The following is a 21,937-nucleotide window of genomic DNA, read 5'->3' as shown; positions in this document are numbered from 1 at the left end:
AATTTTTTTGAAAGACACAACAACACTAGGGGAATGGAAATATTAAATGGAAAAAAAGTAAGTAACGACATAAAAGATGAAATTGCTGTCGAAGTTGAGAAAATGAAGGAACGTGGTGAAAAAGTACCACATTTGGCAGCAGTATTGGTAGGTAATGATGGAGCTAGTTTAACCTATGTAGGTAGTAAAGTGAGAGCATGTGAGCGAATTGGATTTGAATCTACTTTGGTTAAAATGCCTAGTACCACTAGCGAAATAGAATTATTGGCAAAAATTAATGAGCTTAATGAAAATGATGATATTGATGGGTTTATAGTTCAATTACCGCTACCACCTCAAATAGATACACAAAAAGTACTATTAGCAGTGGATCCAGATAAGGATGTTGATGGTTTTCATCCAATGAATTTTGGTAAAATGGCATTAGATATGTCTACTTTTATTCCTGCAACACCATTTGGAATTCTAGAATTATTAGAACGCTATGATGTTGATACCAAAGGAAAACATACTGTTGTTATAGGTAGAAGCCATATTGTCGGTCGGCCAATGAGTATTTTGATGGGAAGAAAAGGATGGCCCGGTAATTCTACAGTTACTCTAACGCATAGTCATACAAAAAATATCACTCAAATTATTTCTCAAGCGGATATTGTGATATCTGCATTGGGTGTTCCTAATTTTTTGAAGGCTGAGATGGTAAAAGATGATGCAGTAATCATTGATGTTGGAATAACAAGAGTCACTGATGAGTCTACTCCAAAAGGATATAGAATTGTTGGAGATGTTGATTTTGAAAACGTAAGTAAGAAGGCATCATATATTACTCCGGTACCTGGTGGGGTTGGCCCTATGACAATTGCAATGTTGTTAAAAAATACCTTATTAGCTAGAGAAAGACATCGTAAAGGGAATAAATAAACTGATTTTCCCTCTCTCTCAGAGGTAATAGGAATAATACATTAAAGAGATAAAAAATAAATCCCGTAGTTGATAAACTACGGGATTTATTTTTTACTATCTACTATTATATTCTACTAAAGTTTTAAAGTTGAATTGTGTGATAATAGTGAAATGCATCTAACAAAAATGTTAGGATCATTATGATCCTAACATTTTGTTACATTTATATTTTGGTGATTAAAATGTATGCAATTTTTTAGTTATCGTTAAATGCTTTCTCAGAAATATCATCTTGTCCGCTTGTGCTATATCCACCTCCTGAAGGAAGAAGATCTAATGATAAGTTATAAGATGGTACATTGATACCTTTAGATGTCTTAACTGTGTTAAAGTTTAAGATTTGCTCACTTTTTTCATATAAAGCGTTCTTTGTAAAGGTTCCGTATTTTTTACCGTCAACAATATTTTCTCTCCAGTCTTTACCGTAAGCTATCTTTAAGAAATATTCTCCTTCGGGTACGTTTCTGATAAATTGAGTTGTATTAGAGTTGATATACGTAACACGAACTAATTGATCGTCTTTTGGAGTATTACCCATTTTGTACATCTTTACTACAACTTCAGTATTTTTACCTACTTTAATTTTTAAATAGTTGTCTAATTTATAATCAAACTTCCCTTTAAAGCTGAATGATTTTGGAGTAGCACCAGACTTATATGTCTTTTTCTCCCAATTAGAATACTTGTCCTCTCTAGTAACAGAGATACTAGCAGCTTTAGGTGTGTTAGTAGTAGAACTAGATCCGTATGATGGAGTCGTAGATTCTATTGGAGTAGAATCAGCAACATCATCTAATCCTTTTGAAGCTCTAAGCTTAGCTGCTGCCAATGCTTTTCTTGTTTCTTCAGTATCTGCTAATGCTTTTCTTGCTGCAGCATCTTTAGATCTTTTTGCTGCTTCTGCATCTGCAATAGCTTTTGCTTGATTAGCTTCAGCTTCTCTTGTTAAGCGTTCTGCTTCTGCAATAGCTCTTCTTGCCGCTTCTTCAGCTGCTCTTTTAGCTGCCTGTGCTTGTGCAATGGCTGCCGCTGCCGCTCTTTTAGCTGCTTCTCTTTTCTCAGCCGCTTGTCTTGCTGCTGCTTCCGCATCTGCAATTCGACTGTCTTCTGTTAAGTGTTTCGTTACTACGAAACCGTTCATACTCTTGTACTGGATTGCACTCCAGTCTCCATAGTTAGAACTCATAACATATAATTGAGTTCCTTGAGGAATTTCTCCAATAGTATTGAAGTTTAAACCGGGACCACTTCGAACTTCTAATTTACGAGAAGACATCAAATACTGCTCAGATTGAGCATAACCAGACGAGAAAGTAATCACCAAAAGTAGAATAAATGTAAAAATAGATTTCATATCTCTTGTTTTTAAGTAGATTGGGTTTTTATTTAACTTTAATTTAATATTTCATCATTTTTTCTAAACATAAATGCTAGAATTGCCGTCAAAAATTGCTCTTCAAAAAAGATGCCAAAACTATTTAACATCATTTTTTTCTTGTAACACACATACAACGTGCGCTTAGAATTGATTATTTTATTAAAGAACTTTTTTGTGATTAACAGCTTGCTTGTCAGTGTTTTACAGAAACTTCTCTCTAGTAAAACTTCAATGTTTTCAATTAAATTACTGAACAGAAAACTATTAAATCAGAATCAAAAGTAATGTTTTAATATGAAAAACACAACATGTTTTCACTTTATTTGCATAAAAATACTAAATTTTTATCCCTAATTTGTGTTATTCAACGATTTTTTCGTGTATTACAGCGGATTTAAGAATCGTTTCGAGTGTGTTTTGTCGGTATCGAAGTTTGTTGCTTGTAGGGTAGTGAAAATGAACTATTTATGGTTATTTATACGCTACAGTGCAAAGAATATATATTTAACAAACTTTAACAAATAAATACAAGAAAATTGACATCTACTTTTAGTGGTTTTCTTTAATGAGCTCAGGGAATTTAGCTTGAAATTTTCTCAACCTTGGGATGGATACATTACGGATATATCCATTATTTGGGTTTCTTTTTTCATAATCCTGATGATACCCTTCACCTTTCCAGAATTTTTGAAACGGAAGTACCTCTGCTGCGATTCTTCTATTCAGTTGTTTGCCTAGAGTGGATTTCTTTTCTTCAATTATTTTTCGTTGTTCATCATTTTGGTAAAAAATAATGGATCTGTATTGAGAACCATGATCAGGACCTTGACCATTCACTTGGGTGGGATTTTGAGAACCAAAATATACATCAACCAAAGTGCTAAAGGATACTATTTTTGGATCATAAAATATCTCAACAGCTTCTGCATGTCCTGTACGACCTGTATTGCTAGAAGCATAGGTTGGACTGCTAGTGTGGCCGCCCGAATAACCAGAGATAGACTCTTTTACGCCTTTTACGCTTTCATAAACAGCTTCAACACACCAAAAACAACCGCTAGCAAAATATGCTCTTTCATATCCGTCGACTGCTTGTACTTGTACGGGAGCTATTATTTCCTTTTTAGTGGTGGTGGTTTTTTCTTGCGAAGATTGACCGCTACTTTGACAGCTAGCAAATAACAAACCTACACTCCATAATATATATAATCCTTTTTTCATAATTATTTGTATTTGATGTTTGGTCAGTTTGTTTACAAAAAACTTTCATTGCATGATTAATAAAATCAAATAGATAAAATTTGATTTGTTTTAAAAATAATAATAAAATAAAAATGACCACCTGAAGAGATGGTCATTTTTTAATAAAATGTATGTTGTTTTTTTAATTATCCATTCATAGATATAAGAAATTCATCATTATTACGAGTCTGTTTAAAACGATCGTTAATAAATTCCATAGCTTCAACAGGATTCATATCAGCAAGATACTTTCTCATTACCCACATTCTTTGAATGGTGGTTTCGTCAAGTAATATATCATCACGACGTGTACTTGATGAGGTAAGATCGATTGCAGGGAAAATACGACGATTAGAAATTTTACGATCTAATTGAAGCTCCATGTTACCAGTACCTTTGAATTCTTCAAAGATTACTTCGTCCATTTTGGATCCAGTCTCTGTTAATGCTGTAGCTATAATTGTAAGAGATCCTCCGTTTTCGATATTACGGGCAGCTCCAAAGAAACGTTTTGGTTTATGCAGTGCATTTGCATCTACACCACCACTTAATATTTTACCTGATGCTGGTTGCACCGTATTGTATGCTCTTGCAAGTCGAGTGATAGAATCAAGAAGTATTACTACATCATGCCCACATTCAACAAGTCTTTTTGCTTTTTCTAAAACGATATTAGCAACCTTTACATGTTCGTTTGCTTCTTTATCAAAAGTAGAAGCAATAACTTCTCCTTTTACATTACGCTGCATATCGGTAACTTCTTCAGGTCGTTCATCGATCAAAAGAATCATTTGATATACTTCGGGGTGATTTGCTGCAATTGCATTAGCTACATCTTTTAGTAGCATGGTTTTACCTGTTTTAGGTTGCGATACAATCATCCCACGTTGTCCTTTACCTATAGGAGAAAATAAATCCATTATTCTTGTTGATATGGTACTTTGTCTCTCAGCTATATTAAATTTTTCTTGTGGAAATAGAGGGGTAAGGTGTTCAAAAGAAACTCTATCTCGAACTACTTGAGGATCTAGACCATTAATTTTATTTACCTTAATAAGTGGGAAATATTTTTCTCCTTCTTTAGGAGGTCGAACTTGTCCTAAAACAGTATCTCCAGTTTTAAGACCAAAAAGTCTAATCTGCGATTGAGAAACATAAATATCATCGGGAGAAGAAAGGTAATTGTAATCACTTGAGCGCAAGAAACCATAACCGTCTTGCATAATATCAAGAACCCCTTCACTTTCTATAATAGCATCAAATTCGAAATCTGGCTCTTTATAGCGATTTCTGTTATCTCTATTCCCGTTTTCTTTTTTGGAGTTGTGGTTGTTTCTATTTTTGTTTTGTTGAGGTTTGTTATCGTTACCCCTGTTGTTTCTGTTGTCCTTTTTATCGTCCTTATTTTGATGAGGTTTGTTACTTTCTTTATGTTCCTCTTTTTTAGGAGTGTTTTCTGTGTTTTTTGAAGACACCTCTTCTTTTTTAGTAAACAAAGTAGCTTCTTTGTTTGCTTCTTGAGAAGTATTGGTTTCTTTAGAAACTGGTTTTTTTGTGTTTTCAGGTTTTCTCGCACGAGGTCTTCGTTGGCGAGGATTTGTGTTCTTTTTTTCAGCGTCTGCTTTCGCTGGCGAGTTGTCTTTAGCGCCCCCGGCAACTGCACCAGGATTTGCAGCTTGATGATCTAATATTTGGTATACTAAATCTAATTTTTTTAGTGTGCGGTATTTAGGCACATTAAGGGCTTTTGCAATCTCCTGCAATTCAGGAAGCTTTTTCGCTTTTAATTCAGAAATCTCTAACATTTAATTTGTTATATAATTTACGTTTTTGGTATAAATTTTCTAAAGAAGAATTCTAGGAAAATTTTATTTTGAAGGTAAGTAACCTTAATTGAATGGGTTACAGATTTTGTGCTGCAAGTATACGACTTTATTTTTGATTTTTAAGCTTATTTATGAAAAGAAACTCTTATTTTTGCTTTTCTGTAAGAAAAAATTGTAATGATACAAAGAATACAATCTGTTTACCTATTACTGGCTGCTGGAGTATCCGCTGGACTTAGTATGATATTGCCGTATGGTTTAAGTGATCAGGGTGTAGAATTGTTTGCGCAAGACCATTTTTTTCTTTTAGGAATGTTTATTGGATCAGCGGTTTTATCACTGATTTCCATTTTTTTATTTAAAAATAGACAGCTTCAATTTGTGTTGGGGCGTATCAATATCTTATTAAACTTTATTTTACTAGGAGTATTTGTTTATTGGTCACTAAAGTTACCTGGAGGATCCGATCCTATGAAAGGTATTGGGAAGTTCATTCCTGTTATTTCTATCGTTTTATTAGTGATAGCCAATAAGGCTATCAAAAAGGATGAAAATCTCGTAAAATCTGTAGATCGATTACGATAAACCTAACATCTTAGTAGTATTAGTGCGTTAAAACCCGGAGTGTGCCAACTTCGGGTTTTATTTTTTTCCTAATTCTATTACTTCGAGGTTTTCAATTTTACCGGCATCTACAGTAAACCTTAACATTGTTCTTGTTTTATGAAACCCATGTGTTCCTGCAGCTCCGGGGTTCATGTGTAGTAAGCCGTTTTTGTGGTCTGGGATAACTTTTAAAATGTGAGAATGCCCACAAATAAACAATTTTGGCGGATTTGATTTAATCTCATCCCTTGTGTTAATATTGTATTTTGGAGGGTATCCACCTATATGAGTTATCCAAACCGAAACACCTTCGCATATAAATCTTTGGTGTAATGGAAAAGTAGCTCTTATTTTGTCATTGTCAATGTTTCCGTAGACGGCTCTAAGAGGCGACATTGCCTCGATAGCATCTGTGACTTCGAGGTCTCCAATATCTCCGGCATGCCATACCTCGTCGGCTTCTTTTGAATAATGCAAAATGCGATCATCAATATAACTATGAGTATCACTAAGTAATAGAATTTTTTTCACAACAAGTGTATAAAGATCATTTATATTATAATAAGAAAACAGAAATGTTGATGTAATGTTTTTCTTTATTTTTAAGACTATATTTGCCTGCAAATTTGTGCAAAAATAGGATACTTTGAGATACTTTTTAGAACTTTCTTATAATGGAACACCATATCACGGATGGCAAAGGCAACCTAATGCGATAACGGTTCAGGAGGTTATAGAAAATTCGTTGTCTACTTTGTTGAGAGATAAAATTGATATTATGGGTGCCGGTAGAACAGATACCGGGGTGCATGCACGACAAATTATGGCACATTTTGATTATGATAGTACGTTAGAATTAACAACACTTTTGTATAAACTTAATTCAATTTTACCGCCAGAAATTGCAATTCAGAACATTACTTTGGTTAATGATCAAGCACATGCTCGTTTTGATGCAAACAGTAGGTCTTATGAGTATCGTATTACTCTTGTAAAAGATCCTTTTGTATTGGATAAAGCATATTATATAAAGAAAACATTAGATGTTGATTTGATGAATGAAGCTGCTAAATTACTGTTAAACTACACTAATTTTAAATGCTTTAGTAAGTCTAAAACCGATGTAAAAACGTATAATTGCACCATAACCGAAGCGGTTTGGGAGGTTAGAAACAATCAACTGGTTTTTAAGATTTCGGCAAATCGTTTTTTACGAAATATGGTTCGAGCTATAGTAGGTACTCTTATAGAAATAGGAGAACACAAGCTTAACATTAAAGATCTAATCGAGATTGTTAAAAGTGAAGATCGCAGTAGAGCTGGATATTCTGTTCCCGCTCATGGATTATATTTAACAAAGGTAGAATATCCTAAAACTATATATATTAAATAGATGGCAGAAAAGAGTGGAAAGGCTTTTGATTTTGGATTATTTAGACGACTGATTACGTATACTAATCCTTATCGTCTTACCTTTTACTTTGTTGGATTTTCGGCAATATTATTGTCAATATTTGCGGTTTTAAGACCATTTCTATTACAACAGGTTATTGATAAAACCATTATTCCAAAAGATAATGAACTCTTAGTGTTTTTTATTAGCTTAATGGTTGGAACGCTGTTTTTAGAGGTTATTTCACAGTTTCTGTTTATTTATTTTGCAAACTGGTTGGGTCAACAAGTGATTCTTGATATTAGAGTGAAGCTTTTTAATCATATGTTGGGTTTCAAAAAGCAATACTATGATAAATCCGCAGTTGGTCGTTTGGTTACAAGAGCTGTTAGCGATATAGAAACTATCGCCAGTATTTTTAGCCAAGGACTTTTTATGATTATTAGTGATCTTTTAAAGATGTTGGTCATTCTGGGATATATGTTATATCAAAGTTGGCAGCTTACATTATTAGTACTTGTTGTTTTACCAATAATCTTATATGCTACTCGAATTTTTCAGCAGAAAATGAAAACTGCTTTTGAAGAAGTAAGAACCCAAGTTTCGAATTTAAATTCTTTTGTTCAAGAGCGTATTACGGGTATGAAAATAGTACAGCTTTTTACACGAGAAGAAACCGAGTATGCTAATTTTAAAGAAATTAATGAAAAGCATAAAAAAGGCTGGATAAAGACAGTTTGGTATAATTCTATATTCTTTCCTATTGCAGAAATGTCTAGTTCTGTAACTATTGGTTTAATAGTTTGGTTTGGTGGTTTAAAAGCAGCTCAAGGTGATGTGATTACGCTTGGAGTAGTCATCGCGTTTATTGAACTCGCCCAAATGCTTTTTAGACCACTGCGGCAGATAGCAGATAAATTTAATACACTACAAATGGGAATGGTAGCTGCTAATCGTGTGTTTGCAATATTAGATACTGATTCTAAGATCAATGATACGGGAGTGTCTGAACTAAAGGAAGTTACTGGAAAAATTACTTTTGATAATGTAAAATTCAGTTATGTAGAAGGAGAAGAGGTGTTAAAAGGGATTTCTTTTAATGTTAATGCAGGAGAAACTGTAGCTATTGTTGGAGCAACTGGAGCAGGAAAATCTACGATTATTAACTTATTGAGTAGATTTTATGAAATTAATAGTGGTACGATTTCTATAGATGATAAAAGTATTAATACAGTCACCTTAGCTTCTTTAAGGGGGCATATTGCAGTTGTGCTGCAAGACGTATTTTTGTTTGCCGATACTATTTTAAATAATATAACTCTAAAAAATCCTGAAATTACTGCAGATCAGGTATACAAAGCAGCAAAAGAAATTGGGATTCATGATTTTATAATGAGTCTTCCTGATGGGTATGGTTATAATGTAAAAGAACGTGGAGCTATGTTGTCATCTGGGCAACGACAGTTAATCTCTTTTTTACGAGCTTACGTAACAAATCCAGAGATATTGGTGTTGGACGAAGCTACATCTTCTATTGATTCACATAGCGAACAATTAATCCAAGACGCTACTAATAAAATAACAAAAGATAGAACGTCGATTGTTATTGCACATCGACTTGCAACCATAAAAAAAGCGGACAAAATTATTGTTATGGATCAAGGTGAAATTGTAGAGGAGGGTAACCATAATGAACTCCTTGAGATTTCTGGAGGGTATTACCGTAACCTTTATGAAGTGCAGTTTAGCGAGATGAAAGAAGTTTAGTTTGTTAATCCTTTTTCTTTTGAAATTGCTAAAATAATTCCTCCAATAAATGCGATAGCTAGAAATAGAAAAATAGAAGCTAATAAAACCAAAAATACTCTTTTTAATACCTTTTTATATGTGATGTCGTAAAGGTTCTTGAACATGTATGTTGCAAAAATAAATTGAAGCAAAAAACTAAATAAACTTACTTCATCTATGTTTAAACCTAAGCCGTAAATTATAACAGCAGGTAATATTGTTAATATTGTAGTATGTGAAATAAAATAGGTGTTAATTACAACGTGCTCTGTAAAATTGTATTTTTTATATTTTCTAAATAAAAATTTAGAAATTAATGCATAAAACGGAATTAAAATAAAGTATCCGAAAATTGGAATTTCTTCTGATAATTCTGCTAGAATACGTATTACTTCAGGAAACTTTTCTTTCTCTTGCTCAGATATTTCAGAATTGAAAAATTTCTTTCGAATAAAATCAAAAATAGCCGAAAACATTACAGCGATAAGAAGGTAAGATATGGCGTTAAGATGCCTTTTTCTTACTCCGTTAATATAACCGTCGATAACCCTTCGAGGTTGTGTAGTAAGATCTTTTACAGTTCTAAAAAAAGTATTGTCGATATTGAGGTATACTTCGCTAAACTCTGATACGATATTTCTAAAAGTTATCCTCTTGGTAATTTTTTTGGCTCCGCAGTTAGAACAAAAATTGTTATGATCAGTGTTGTAGCCGCAATTTTTGCAATTATCAATAACTATAAGTTTATTCATTGTAATTCTTAATCTCTTTTTGTTTTTCTATGAAGTTTTTTTGGTTTGCAATATGAGTTATTAGTTAATTCCTGCCGCTGCTTCGGTAGGAACACCTGAAGGACCAAGAATTACTGCAAATATTACTCCTACAAACATTATTAAAAATACAATTCCTAGTAATAGAGCAAAAAACAGCAACGTTTTTAAGATTATCTTTTTTAAGTTAAGAGCATATAACCTTTTTAATACATACCCTATATAAATAAAGTAGAAGATGAAAGGAACAAAAGCAATAACAAAATAGTTGTTTGTAAAAAAAATAGCAGGTATTAATAAAATTGATGTTACTCCAACAATATGGGAATAGGCATATAAATAAATGACTAGATGTTCTGTAAAATTATATTTTTTATAGTTTAGAAATACAATTCTAGATATGATTGCCAGTAAAGGAATAAATAAGAAACTAAATATAGATTGATATTGATATGCAGTATCGAGACCTTGTAGTTGTGCATCAATTTGTTCTTTGGGTAAAAGAGCACTTGTACTGTTGGATAATATCTCATACATTCTACCTTTGGTTAAAAAACCATAGATACCTGTAATGGTCACAGATAGTGCAAAATACCCAAATGCATTTACATAACGTTTTCTTAATCCATGGATATATCCATCTATTACTACTTCGGGCTTTGTAAATAGATCTGTGAAGGTTCTTGTAAAAGAGTTGTCGACATTAAGAAAACGATCTACAAATTCTGAAATTAGATTGTTAAAAGTTATTCGTTTTGTGATTTTTTTAGCACCACAATCGGGACAAAAATTATAACTTTCAATTTGTTGACCACAATTTTTGCAATTAGAAATATTAATTAAACCACTCATTAAGACAAATCTCTTTTAATTTTTTCTATCAACTCTTCTTCGGTTTTAAAAATAACAAACTCACTATTTTTGATATAAGAAAGCTTACCAGTTTCTTCGCTAACTACTAGTGCCAAGGCATCAGTTTTTTCGGTAATTCCTACCGCAGCTCTATGCCTAAGCCCAAAACGTAACGGTATATTACTGTCATTACTTACAGGTAGAATAACTCGTGTGGCTAGAATATGGTTATCTTCTATAATCATTGCGCCATCATGAAGCGGACTGTTTTTATAAAAAATGCTTTCGATAATAGGGGTGTTTACCATAACATCCATGGCATCACCAGATGTTTTTACAAAATCTAAAGGTGTATTTCTTTTGATAATAATTAGAGCTCCCGTATGTGTATTCCCCATGTTTTTACAAGCTTCAATAACAGCTTTCACATTGGTAACACTATCTTCTGGCGTGTCACGAATAAATTTAAGTTGGCGTAAGAATTTTCTCCTTCTTCCAAAATTGGTAGAACCAATCATAAGTAAAAACTTACGTATTTCTTGCTGGAAAACTACAATAAGAGCAAACATTCCTACACCAATAAACTCGCCAAGCACACTACTTAGCATTTCCATAGCTAAGAACTGTGTAAGTTTCCAAACTAAATAAATGATAACAATACCAATAAAAATATTAATGGCGGCGGTACCTTTAACCAACTTATAAATATAGTACAACAAAAGTGCTACAAGTACAATATCCAGTATATCGAGTATTCTGAGGTTGATTAAATCCAAATGTCAGGAGTTTTTGTAAAAATAGAAAAATTAGGCAAACTTAGATTTGAAAAGATTAAAAAGCATATGTAAATCTATTAGTTAAGCGTATTATCGATACAAAATAAGTTCTAATAATTAGTTTGCTTCACTTTTTTTAATAGAATTTACCAGGGTTATACATTCTACAGCTTCTTTTACATCATGCACTCTAAGAATAGATGCTCCGTTTAGTAAGGCTATGGTATTTAAAGATGTTGTGCCGTTTAGAGCTTCAGAAGGGTCGATATGCAGTGTTTTGTAAATCATTGATTTTCTAGATAATCCTGCTAACATAGGTGATTCGTGTATCGATAAGAGATCTAAATTTTGTAGTAATTCAAAGTTTTGGCTTGTGTTTTTAGCAAAACCAAATCCGGGATCGATAATAATATCGTGTATTCCTTTTTTTCTAGCATCCCTAATCTTTTCGGCAAAATAGAAATTTAGTTCATGCATTAAATTATCGTAACGATCTAATGATTTCATTGTTTGGGGAGTTCCTTTCATATGCATCATGATGTACGGTACTTTTAATTTACCAACAATCTCGATCATGTTTGCATCCATATTTCCTGCAGATATGTCGTTTACGAGTGCAGCTCCATATTCTATACAGGTTTTGGCTATAGAGCTTCTAAATGTATCTATAGACAATAAAACTTCAGGGAAATTTGCGATTAGTATTTCGACAATGGGTAGTATTCTTGATTTTTCTTCTTCTACAGGAATGTCCTTTGCTCCAGGTCGAGAAGAATATGCTCCAATATCGATAAACGTAGCTCCTTCGGTGAGCATTTTTTCTACTTGTTTAACAATGTCACTCTCGTTTTTATATTTACCACCGTCATAAAAAGAATCAGGAGTTATATTTAAAATCCCCATTACTTTGGGGGTGGATAGGTCAATCAAAGAACCTTTGCAATTTATTGTCATTATAGAGATTTCGAGTTTTTTGTTTCTAAACTTAAGCTATGATTTTTTTAATTCCCATATTAAAGCGAAATTTACGCAAAATTCAACAGTTATATGCAAGATACGTCTGTACAATATGATACGATTATTAGTAATTGCCGCGATCTTTTTGGTAGAAAAATGAAAGATTATGGTAGTGCATGGAGAATCTTAAGACTTCCTTCATTAACCGATCAAATTTTTATTAAGGCACAAAGAATCAGAAGTCTTCAAGAAAATGAAGTTCGAAAAGTGGACGAGGGTGAAGTTTCAGAATTTATTGGTATTGTAAATTATTGTTTGATGGCCTTAATTCAATTAGAGAAGGGCATTGCAGAGCAACCCGATTTGACTACAGAAGAATCTCTAATGTTATATGATAAGCATATTAATATTACCAAGGAGCTTATGATGAATAAAAATCATGATTATGGAGAGGCCTGGAGAGATATGAGAGTAAGTTCTTTAACCGATCTGATTATTCAAAAATTACTTCGTGTAAAGCAAATTGAAGATAATAAAGGGAAAACAATTGTAAGTGAAGGGATAGATGCAAATTATCAGGATATGATTAATTACGCTGTGTTTGCCATGATTCATTTAGGCGAAGCAAATAAGGCGTAGAGATATAAAATACTGTTAAACTAAAAATAACAATATATAATCTACACTATATTGTACGAGATATACCAAAATAACATCACAAAAAAATGAAGATACTAGTTACTTTTTCTAGAATATTTGTAGCAGCACTTTTCTTGTTTTCGGGCTTTATAAAATTGAACGATCCCCTGGGGTTTTCATATAAACTTCAAGAATATTTTGGAGAGGGAGTGCTTAATTTAGAATTTCTAATCCCTTATGCACTGCTGATTGCAGTTTTTTTGGTGATTTTTGAAATTATACTTGGTATTACTTTGATTTTAGGATATCTGCCAAAATTTACGGTATGGTCATTATTAATAATGATTATATTCTTTACGTTTCTCACGTTTTATTCGGCTTATTTTAATAAAGTGACTGATTGTGGTTGTTTTGGGGATGCATTACCACTAACACCATGGGAATCCTTTACCAAAGATATTATTTTGTTAGCTCTTATATTGGTGTTGTTTTTTGGGAAGCGTTTTATAACACCTATTCATCCGGTAACTACTCATAAATGGGTGGTTTTTGCTGGATTTACAGCATGTTTAGGGTTTGCTTATTATGTATTGATGCATTTACCAGCTTTTGATTTTAGAGCATATAAAATAGGAACAAATATCGAAGAAGGTATGCAGGTTCCAGATGATGCCCCTAAAGCCGAGTTTGCTTACCATTGGAAATTTGATGTAAATGGAGAAGAAAAAATAGTGACGACAAGTGGGGATTACCCCTCGGTTGAAGGGAAATTTATTACTGTAGAAACAGAAACGGTTGTAGAAGGGTATGAACCACCGATCCATGATTTTGCTATAGAAAAAGATGGAGGAGATCATACAGCAGAATTTCTTCAAAAAGAGAAACTCATACTTATTGTTAGTTACAATATCTCAAAAAGTGAAGCAGAAGGATGGAATGCCGTAAAAGGTATTACTGATAAGGCTAGAGCTCAAGGGTATGATGTTATAGGTCTTACCGCTTCGACGCCAAAAGATATTTCGGAGGTGAAGGTAAAGCACGATCTTAATTTTGATTTTTATACTACAGATGAGACTGCTTTAAAAACAATTTTGCGTTCTAATCCGGGAATTGTAAAACTTAATAAAGGAACCATTGTAGAGAAATTGCATTGGAATGATGCAGATAAGTTATCACTATAACTACAAAAATATATATAATTCATGTTTAGTTATCTTCTTAATAAAATAGGCTATGCTTTACTTACTTTATTAGGAGTGGTAACTGTAATATTTTTACTTTTCACATTGCTTCCGGGAGATCCTGCGCAAATGATGCTGGGGCAAAATGAAACCGAAGAACAATTACAAACAGTTCGGAAAAAATACGGTTTTGACAAACCCATCTCGAAACAGTATTTATATTATATAAATGATCTTTCACCAATTTCTTTTCATAGTATGAATGAAGGAGATTTTTCATATTTAAAAGGTAATAAATATTCACATACTCAATTGTTTACAATAGGTAATACAGCTACTGTAGTAAAATTTCCATATTTAAGAACTTCTTTTCAAAAGAATGATAAAAATGTAAGCGATGTGATTAAAGAAACTTTACCCAATACTGCACTCTTGGCTGTTTCTGCCATATGCATTGCTATAATTCTTGGGATTTTATTGGGAATTATTAGTGCAATGACTAAAGATACATGGGTAGATAAAATGATACAGTTATTAAGTACCCTTGGGATGAGTGTGCCTTCTTTTTTTAGCGCTATTATTTTTGCTTGGTTATTTGGTTATGTATTACATGAATATACACATCTCAATATGACAGGAAGTTTGTATGAAGTAGATGATTTTGGAGAAGGCAGTTATATACAATGGAAGAATCTTATTTTACCTGCAATAGTTTTAGGAATACGACCATTAGCTGTAGTTACACAATTAATGCGTAACTCATTACTTGAGGTAATGAGTCAAGATTATATTAGAACCGCAAAAGCCAAAGGTTTATCTATGATTCAAATCATCAGAAGACATGCGTTAAAAAACTCGTTAAATCCTGTGATAACAGCAATTTCGGGTTGGTTTGCTTCGATGCTTGCAGGAGCTGTGTTTGTCGAGTATATTTTTGGCTGGAACGGCCTAGGAAAAGAAATAGTAAATGCACTCAATACATTAGATCTTCCCGTAATTATGGGATCTGTATTGGTAATAGCAACTATGTTTATACTAATCAATATATTTGTCGATATTATTTATGGATGGCTTGATCCAAGAATACGGATGTAGTTGTAATCTATGCATAATATGTAACCACACTTTTAACCAAAAAACTTAAAAAAAATCAAATTAATGAGAAAAAAAATTGTAGCCGGAAACTGGAAAATGAATAAAAATCTGGCAGAAACCGAGGCGTTACTTTCTGATTTAAAGAGCAAATTAGGAAATATCTCTGGAACACAAATTATTGTGGCACCAACCTTTGTTAATTTACAAAAGGCAAATGAAGAGTTAACACAAGTTAATATTGATGTTGCAGCACAGAATATGCACCAATCAGAAAATGGTGCATTTACAGGCGAAATCTCTGCAGATATGCTTAATAATATAGGAGTTGATACAGTGATTCTTGGGCATAGCGAACGTAGAGCATATTTTGGAGAAACAGATGCATTATTAGCTCAAAAAGTTGATACCGCACTTACACATAATATGACCATAATTTTTTGTTTCGGAGAAGAATTACAAGACCGAAAAAGCGAGAATCATTTTGCTGTAGTAGAAAACCAGTTAAAAAATGGTTTATTTCATATAGATACAAATGCTTGGAAAAATATAGTATTGGCTTATGAACCTGTATGGGCTATAGGTACAGGAGAAACTGCTTCGCCAGAGCAAGCCCAAGAGATGCATGCGTTTATTCGTAGTGCAATTGCAAAAGCATATGATCAAACAATAGCAGATGAGGTTTCCATTTTGTATGGTGGTAGTGTAAAGCCTAATAATGCTGAAGAAATTTTTGCTAAACAAGATGTTGATGGGGGATTAATAGGTGGTGCAGCTTTGGATGCAGAAAGCTTTACAGCAATTGCGAACGCATTGTAAATACATATAGTTTAGAAAAATAAAAAAGCATCTCATTGTAAAATGAGGTGCTTTTTTATGTAAAAGAGTACCTTTGCATTTTATAAAAAGAAATTATGTCAAATCCAGTATACTTAGGCTTTTATTTTAAAGTTTCACCACTTCAACCAACTACCGAAATATTAATTGCAGAATTAGGTTATGTAGGCTTTGAAAGTTTTGTCGAAACTGAAGATGGAGTGAATGCTTTTGTGCAAAAAGAAGACTGGAAAGAAGGTTTACTTGATGATATACATATTCTGAGATCTAACGAATTCAAAATTGAATATACTTCTGAGGAAATAGAGCAAGTAAATTGGAATATAGAATGGGAGAAGAATTTTAAGCCTATTATTGTTGATGATATTTGTAGTGTTCGAGCTCCATTTCACGAAAAACCTGATACCAAGTATGATATTGTTATAGAACCAAAAATGTCTTTTGGTACTGGGCATCACGAAACCACCCATATGATGATTCAGCATATACTAAAAATGGATTTGAAGGGTAAAAAAGTATTAGATATGGGCTGTGGTACTGGTGTTTTGGCTATTCTTACAGAGATTAGAGGAGCATCACAAATTGAGGCTATAGATATTGATAATTGGTGTTATCTAAATACAATAGAAAATGTTGAACGCAACAATTGTAGTCATATTAGTGCGTTTGAAGGTGATGTAACTTTGATACAAGGAAGAAACTATGATGTTGTTATTGCTAATATCAATAGAAACATATTACTTCATGATATTCAATATTATGCAAAATCCTTAAAGGCTAATGGTAAATTGTTTTTAAGTGGGTTTTATAGCGATGATTTGGATATGATCACAGCAGAGTGTTTAAAACATAATTTGCATTTCATAGATCACAGTAGTCGAAATAATTGGATAGCAGCATCTTATGAGTTAAAATAATCTATTTGTTAGTTTATTTAATTGCTTAAGTTATTATATTTGTATAAAATTATTACCCCCATGAGTACTCAAGAGAAAGTTTTAGAGGAAGTTGAGAAGAAATCTGTAGATCAAGGTAGCAATGAGATTGTGTTGTATAATGATGATGTGAATACTTTTGATCATGTGATAGACACTTTAATTTATACATGTGAGCATAGTCCTGTACAAGCAGAACAATGCGCCTTATTAGTGCATTATAAAGGTAAATGTATTGTTAAAACAGGAACCTATGAAGACTTAATGCCTAGGTGTTCAAAATTACTTCAAGCCGGACTTAGCGCAGAAATCGTATAATAGGATTAGAATTTACTCCTGATATAAAAAATAGAAGCCCTTTTTTAGGGTTTTTTTTATGTGCTAATGTGTCATGTATTCTAAATACTCGAATATAATTTTGTGTTATGTGAGAGTATGTTTTTTGTAAAATTGTTAAATATTTAAATTTTTTATTTTTTTTAACATTTGTAGGTTCAGTTTTATAATTTGTAGGAGAATACTTTCTTTTGTCGATTTTTTAAGTTCTTTCTAATATTTATTTTAGAATCCTTTAACAACTGTAAGAATACAATGGTTTTTAGAAGATCACTACCAGAATTTCCTTGTAAAATAACTATGCATTTAATCGATTTTTATATTGATTAAATCGAAACGATTTCTAGTTTTCGTTACAATAATCTTATGGTTTGGTGGTATTTTCAATAAATAGTTTAAAATATTAACCGATATATCAAAAAAAATATCATATCTTCAACCCGCAAAATTTTTAAAGTTCAAAGCTTTTTAAATATTTACATTTAAGGTAGTATGTAAAAATTCTATCTTGAATTAGTAACTACACAAACTCAACTTATTAAAAATGAAAAAAATCAAATTATTAGCGCTTTGCGCTATCGTAGCTGGTTTTGCTACTTCTTGTCAAAAAGATGAAATCGCGAGCGAAACAGCACCAGAAGTATCTGTAGAACTTTCAGAAGAACACAAAGCAGGATTAAGCGCTGCCGGTGTTGATTTCCATGGAGCGAAGTATGGATCACTTCAGCATTTTGACGGGCCTGTTAGAAAGGGTATTTTTGCAAATGATGGAGAAATTTTTATCGCATTAGAAAATCTTGCCGAACAAGCTTTAGGTGCTGATGGAGATAGTAAGCAGTACAGAACGAATAACTTAATAAGCAGTAGTAACAGAACTATTGATATATTAGGATTTACTGGTTCTGGTAATGCGCTTACTACAAGTATGCGTACTGGGTTACAGTGGGCTGTTAATAACTACAACAGAATTAATACTACACTTAACTTTAGATTAACTTTTGGAACTAATTTCCAAGCGGCTGATATGGTTGTGTATAACAACAACCAATCTGGTGCAGGTGGACAGGCTGAATTCCCTAGTGGAGGACGTCCTGGTAAATTTATCCAAATTAATGCCGGAACAGGAACTTTCGGTGGAAGTAATGTAAATAACGTAAATGAGCACGTAATCGGACACGAAATAGGTCACGCTGTTGGTTTCAGACACACAGACTACGCAAGAAGAAGATGTGGTGGAGCTAACGAAGGTGCTTCTAGTGTTGGAGCTATCAATGTTCCTGGTACTCCTTCTGAAAACCGTTGGGGAGCTAGTGGTCTTGATAGTGGTTCTCTAATGATCTCTTGTTTTGACGGGAGTGAAGATGGAGAGTTCAGTAACTTTGACGTTGTTGCCTTAGAATTCTTGTACTAAGAATTAAACAAATCATATAATTAACTATAAGAAAGCTTTGAACTTTTTAAAGAACCATCCCGATGTATCGGGATGGTTTTTTTTATAATTCTATTCCTAAAACTTTACTTCGCCAGCGGCAAGAGCTTGTTCTAAGTTAGCCCTTACTTTGGGGATACTGTTAAAAAACTTCAGACCGTCTTTTCTTTTAAGTGTGATAACCTTACCATTATTAATCTCTTCAACTTTGGTAACGATTACTTTTTTTCCTTGTAGATTTTTATAGTTAGGAACTCCGCCTTTTTTAATGATAAAATTTGTTTTAGGAAAATGTACATATTCAAATATCTGTGCAGATGGGTTGCCCAAAGTAAGTACATCTCCTACGTGTATTGTGTTTGGTACACTTGTGCTAGTTTCTTGTCCATAAGTTGTTAAAACTGATAAAAATGCAATTATAAGTACGTTTTTCATGATGTTATTAATGTATTATTAATATTGAGTTAGTCTGATCATAAAATTAATAATAATTATGATACGATAGGATATAGGGATGTGGTTAAATAAAAGTTAAACTATTATTAATTAATAGTAATACTATTATATTTGCGCTATAAATTATCAATAATGAAATATTTACTTCAAGATTTAAAAGTTAGAATTAATGATAAAGTATACATTAAAGATCCAGAGTCTTCGGCTTTAGGGAAACGAATTATTGAGCATAGTATCTTAATGATCGATGAGATGGGGTTTGAGAGTTTTACATTTAAAAAATTGGGAGTAAAAATTGGTTCAAATGAGAGTTCTGTATATCGATATTTTGAAAACAAACATAAACTATTATTATACCTTACCTCTTGGTATTGGGGTTGGATAGAGTATCAATTAGTATTTGCCACTAATAGTATCCCAAAGCCCGAACAAAAGTTAAAAAAATCAATTGAAATAATAACGCAATCTATAAAGCAAGATTCTTCATTTTCTCATATTAATGAGGTGCTTTTAAATAAGATTGTTATTAACGAATATTCCAAATCATACCTGACCAAAGAAGTTGATAAAGAAAACAAAGAAGGGTATTTTTCTATTTATAAGCGATTAGTTACTCGACTTAAAGATATGATTCATGAAGTAAATGATACATATGCTTATCCCTCGAGTTTGGCAAGTACCATTATTGAAGGAGCATTGCATCAACATTTTCTTAAAGAACACTTTCCGTCATTAACAGATTGTAATAATAAAATTACACCATCAACGTATTATACTGATTTGGTTTTTAATTCTTTAAAGTAACCTTCTTATATGGCTAAACATGTTTTGACTCCCTGGCAAAGACTAATAGGGCTTTTGCAACTGGATAAAAAAGATATTTTACAAACATTTTATTATGCAATATTTGCGGGCTTGGTTAATCTTTCTCTTCCTCTAGGTATTCAGGCTATTATCAATTTATTACAAGGTGCACAAATAAGTACTTCATGGATAGTATTAGTAATTCTGGTCACTATAGGAGTTGTATTTGCAGGAATGCTACAATTAATGCAAATTAGAATAATTGAAAACGTTCAACAAAAAATATTTACAAGAGCTTCGTTTGAGTTTTCGTATCGTTTTCCAAAAATAAAAATGGGTGAATTACGCAATTTTTACCCGCCAGAACTGGCAAATCGGTTTTTCGATACGCTTACAACTCAAAAAGGACTAGCAAAAATTTTGGTAGATTTTCCTGCTGCCTTATTGCAGATTATATTCGGTTTAATGTTGCTTTCTTTCTACCATCCTTTTTTTATTATTTATGGTTTATTATTATTACTGTTGGTTTATATAGTATTTAGGTATACAGCTAGACGAGGGTTAGAAACAAGTTTGAAAGAGTCAAAGAACAAGTATAAAGTAGCGCACTGGATTCAAGAAATAGCACGTTCTCTAGTCAGTTTTAAACTTTCTGGAAAAACAAGTTTGGCATTACAAAAAAATGATACTCTCGTTTCTGAGTATTTGGCCGCCAGAGAGAGTCATTTTAAAGTATTGGTGATACAATTTATCCAGATGATTGGTTTTAAAGTATTGGTTACGGCCGGTTTATTACTTATTGGAGGGATTTTAGTGCTCAATCAAGAAATGAATATCGGTCAATTTGTAGCTGCCGAGATTATAATAGTCCTAGTTATTGGTTCTGTAGAGAAATTAATCTTTGGTTTAGAATCTTTTTACGATGTGCTGACTTCGATAGAGAAACTGGGTCAAGTCGTGGATAAAGAATTAGAACCTCAAGATGGAGAAAAACCATTTAAGGAAGGTAATGGTTTTACTGTCGAGTTAAATCATGTTTCGTATACGGTTCCCGAGGGAAAAAAGAAAATACTGGATGATATATCGCTTAATATTTCTGAGAATTGTACCATTTTGGTACAAGGACCCAATGGATCAGGTAAATCTACTCTTTTGCGTATGATAGCGGGCTTATTACCGCCAGATAGTGGTAATGTATATATTAATAATGTTGCGCTAGGAGGGATCAATTTAAACTACTACAGAGCGCATTTAGGTCAATCTTTGACAGAAGAATCTCCTTTCGAGGGAACCATATTAGAAAATATCACTTTTGGGGATACTTCGATTCCATTAGAAAACGTGTATTGGGCATTAGAAAAAGTGGGATTGACTCAGTTCGTAAAAGAACAGGAAAAAGGTTTGAAGACTATTATTTACCCAGAGGGAAAACAAATATCGTATACCGTATCCAAAAAAATAGTATTGGCAAGGAGTATAGTTCGAAAACCAAAATTATTGATTTTAAAAGATCCTTTGGATCAATTTGATGAGAAAGAAGTGATTCGTATTATGGATTTTCTTACAGAACCATCAAATCCATGGGCTTTGGTAGTGGTAAGCCAGAATCCAAAATGGATTAAGAGATGTGGTAGAATAATCAATATCGAAAATGGTAAAGTAGTAAGAGAAAAATAG

22 protein-coding genes are annotated in these 21,937 nt (G+C 32.7%); 13 read left to right on the top strand and 9 right to left on the bottom strand.

Features of this window, described 5'->3' with window-relative positions; translation table 11 throughout:
• Window positions 1-33 precede the first annotated feature (33 nt).
• Complete coding sequence (locus DK508_RS04015) at window positions 34-921, top strand: bifunctional 5,10-methylenetetrahydrofolate dehydrogenase/5,10-methenyltetrahydrofolate cyclohydrolase (protein WP_109299455.1); 888 nt, start codon at window positions 34-36, stop codon at window positions 919-921.
• Window positions 922-1,159: 238 nt separating this feature from the next.
• Here DK508_RS04015 and DK508_RS04010 read toward each other — a convergent pair whose 3' ends face one another.
• The 3 genes from DK508_RS04010 to rho form a co-directional block, all read right to left on the bottom strand.
• On the bottom strand, window positions 1,160-2,317 hold the full coding sequence (locus DK508_RS04010; protein WP_160114555.1) for an SH3 domain-containing protein: 1,158 nt from the start codon (window positions 2,315-2,317) through the stop codon (window positions 1,160-1,162).
• A gap of 573 nt (window positions 2,318-2,890) precedes the next feature.
• Window positions 2,891-3,562: a peptide-methionine (S)-S-oxide reductase MsrA gene (msrA, locus tag DK508_RS04005; RefSeq protein WP_109299453.1), complete on the bottom strand. Its 672-nt coding sequence runs from the start codon at window positions 3,560-3,562 to the stop codon at window positions 2,891-2,893.
• A gap of 167 nt (window positions 3,563-3,729) precedes the next feature.
• Window positions 3,730-5,388 (bottom strand): transcription termination factor Rho, encoded by a 1,659-nt coding sequence (gene rho, locus DK508_RS04000; RefSeq protein WP_109299452.1) that lies wholly within the window; start codon window positions 5,386-5,388, stop codon window positions 3,730-3,732.
• A 198-nt stretch (window positions 5,389-5,586) separates the two neighbouring features.
• On the opposite strand from rho, the gene DK508_RS03995 reads away from it, so the two are divergent.
• Window positions 5,587-5,994, top strand: coding sequence for a DUF4293 domain-containing protein (locus tag DK508_RS03995; protein ID WP_109299451.1), 408 nt, complete (start codon window positions 5,587-5,589; stop codon window positions 5,992-5,994).
• A gap of 57 nt (window positions 5,995-6,051) precedes the next feature.
• On the opposite strand, the gene DK508_RS03990 is transcribed toward DK508_RS03995, so the two are convergent.
• The gene (locus tag DK508_RS03990; protein ID WP_109299596.1) at window positions 6,052-6,546 is read right to left on the bottom strand and encodes a metallophosphoesterase; all 495 of its coding nucleotides are present in this window, start codon (window positions 6,544-6,546) and stop codon (window positions 6,052-6,054) included.
• A gap of 115 nt (window positions 6,547-6,661) precedes the next feature.
• On the opposite strand from DK508_RS03990, the gene truA reads away from it, so the two are divergent.
• Both truA and DK508_RS03980 read left to right on the top strand, forming a co-directional pair.
• Complete coding sequence (gene truA, locus DK508_RS03985) at window positions 6,662-7,408, top strand: tRNA pseudouridine(38-40) synthase TruA (RefSeq protein WP_109299450.1); 747 nt, start codon at window positions 6,662-6,664, stop codon at window positions 7,406-7,408.
• Window positions 7,409-9,175 carry an ABC transporter ATP-binding protein gene (locus DK508_RS03980; protein ID WP_109299449.1) on the top strand — a complete coding sequence of 589 codons (1,767 nt, stop codon included), beginning with the start codon at window positions 7,409-7,411 and terminating at the stop codon, window positions 9,173-9,175.
• On the opposite strand, the gene DK508_RS03975 is transcribed toward DK508_RS03980, so the two are convergent.
• From DK508_RS03975 to folP, 4 genes are all read right to left on the bottom strand, one after another.
• On the bottom strand, window positions 9,172-9,948 hold the full coding sequence (locus DK508_RS03975) for a DUF3667 domain-containing protein (RefSeq protein ID WP_109299448.1): 777 nt from the start codon (window positions 9,946-9,948) through the stop codon (window positions 9,172-9,174). The two genes, DK508_RS03980 and DK508_RS03975, sit on opposite strands and share 4 nt — an antisense overlap.
• A gap of 60 nt (window positions 9,949-10,008) precedes the next feature.
• Window positions 10,009-10,818: a DUF3667 domain-containing protein gene (locus tag DK508_RS03970; RefSeq protein ID WP_109299447.1), complete on the bottom strand. Its 810-nt coding sequence runs from the start codon at window positions 10,816-10,818 to the stop codon at window positions 10,009-10,011.
• Window positions 10,818-11,594: a diadenylate cyclase gene (locus DK508_RS03965; protein WP_109299446.1), complete on the bottom strand. Its 777-nt coding sequence runs from the start codon at window positions 11,592-11,594 to the stop codon at window positions 10,818-10,820. Before DK508_RS03965 ends, DK508_RS03970 begins: the two co-directional genes overlap by 1 nt.
• Window positions 11,595-11,711: 117 nt before the next feature.
• Window positions 11,712-12,548, bottom strand: a complete 837-nt coding sequence (gene folP / locus DK508_RS03960) for a dihydropteroate synthase (protein ID WP_109299445.1) — start codon at window positions 12,546-12,548, stop codon at window positions 11,712-11,714.
• A 93-nt stretch (window positions 12,549-12,641) separates the two neighbouring features.
• Between folP and DK508_RS03955 the strand changes: the two genes are divergently transcribed.
• The 7 genes from DK508_RS03955 (at window position 12,642) to DK508_RS03925 (ending at window position 18,982) form a co-directional block, all read left to right on the top strand.
• Window positions 12,642-13,190: a DUF1599 domain-containing protein gene (locus DK508_RS03955; protein ID WP_109299444.1), complete on the top strand. Its 549-nt coding sequence runs from the start codon at window positions 12,642-12,644 to the stop codon at window positions 13,188-13,190.
• An 86-nt stretch (window positions 13,191-13,276) separates the two neighbouring features.
• Entirely contained in the window at window positions 13,277-14,371 is a 1,095-nt protein-coding gene (locus DK508_RS03950) for a BT_3928 family protein (RefSeq protein WP_109299443.1), read from the top strand.
• A gap of 21 nt (window positions 14,372-14,392) precedes the next feature.
• Entirely contained in the window at window positions 14,393-15,466 is a 1,074-nt protein-coding gene (locus DK508_RS03945) for an ABC transporter permease (RefSeq protein WP_109299442.1), read from the top strand.
• Between the two features lie 63 nt (window positions 15,467-15,529).
• Window positions 15,530-16,282: a triose-phosphate isomerase gene (tpiA, locus tag DK508_RS03940; protein ID WP_109299441.1), complete on the top strand. Its 753-nt coding sequence runs from the start codon at window positions 15,530-15,532 to the stop codon at window positions 16,280-16,282.
• A gap of 95 nt (window positions 16,283-16,377) precedes the next feature.
• A complete protein-coding gene (gene prmA, locus DK508_RS03935) occupies window positions 16,378-17,217 on the top strand; it encodes a 50S ribosomal protein L11 methyltransferase (RefSeq protein WP_109299440.1) in 840 nt (279 codons plus the stop codon).
• A 60-nt stretch (window positions 17,218-17,277) separates the two neighbouring features.
• Window positions 17,278-17,553, top strand: a complete 276-nt coding sequence (locus DK508_RS03930; RefSeq protein ID WP_109299439.1) for an ATP-dependent Clp protease adaptor ClpS — start codon at window positions 17,278-17,280, stop codon at window positions 17,551-17,553.
• 562 nt (window positions 17,554-18,115) lie between these two features.
• Entirely contained in the window at window positions 18,116-18,982 is an 867-nt protein-coding gene (locus DK508_RS03925; RefSeq protein WP_109299438.1) for a M57 family metalloprotease, read from the top strand.
• Between the two features lie 96 nt (window positions 18,983-19,078).
• Here the strand turns inward: DK508_RS03925 and DK508_RS03920 are convergent, their stop codons facing one another.
• The gene (locus DK508_RS03920; protein ID WP_109299437.1) at window positions 19,079-19,435 is read right to left on the bottom strand and encodes a hypothetical protein; all 357 of its coding nucleotides are present in this window, start codon (window positions 19,433-19,435) and stop codon (window positions 19,079-19,081) included.
• Window positions 19,436-19,588: 153 nt separating this feature from the next.
• On the opposite strand from DK508_RS03920, the gene DK508_RS03915 reads away from it, so the two are divergent.
• Together DK508_RS03915 and DK508_RS03910 are read left to right on the top strand one after the other, a co-directional pair.
• Window positions 19,589-20,260, top strand: coding sequence for a TetR/AcrR family transcriptional regulator (locus DK508_RS03915; RefSeq protein ID WP_109299436.1), 672 nt, complete (start codon window positions 19,589-19,591; stop codon window positions 20,258-20,260).
• A 9-nt stretch (window positions 20,261-20,269) separates the two neighbouring features.
• Window positions 20,270-21,937 carry a peptidase domain-containing ABC transporter gene (locus tag DK508_RS03910; RefSeq protein ID WP_109299435.1) on the top strand — a complete coding sequence of 556 codons (1,668 nt, stop codon included), beginning with the start codon at window positions 20,270-20,272 and terminating at the stop codon, window positions 21,935-21,937.

The sequence above is a fragment of the Aquimarina sp. AU474 genome (assembly GCF_900312815.1).
In the GTDB taxonomy this organism is placed as follows: Bacteria; Bacteroidota; Bacteroidia; order Flavobacteriales; family Flavobacteriaceae; genus Aquimarina.
Note: the sequence above shows the minus strand (reverse complement) of the source record. Positions and strands in the feature narration are given on the sequence as shown.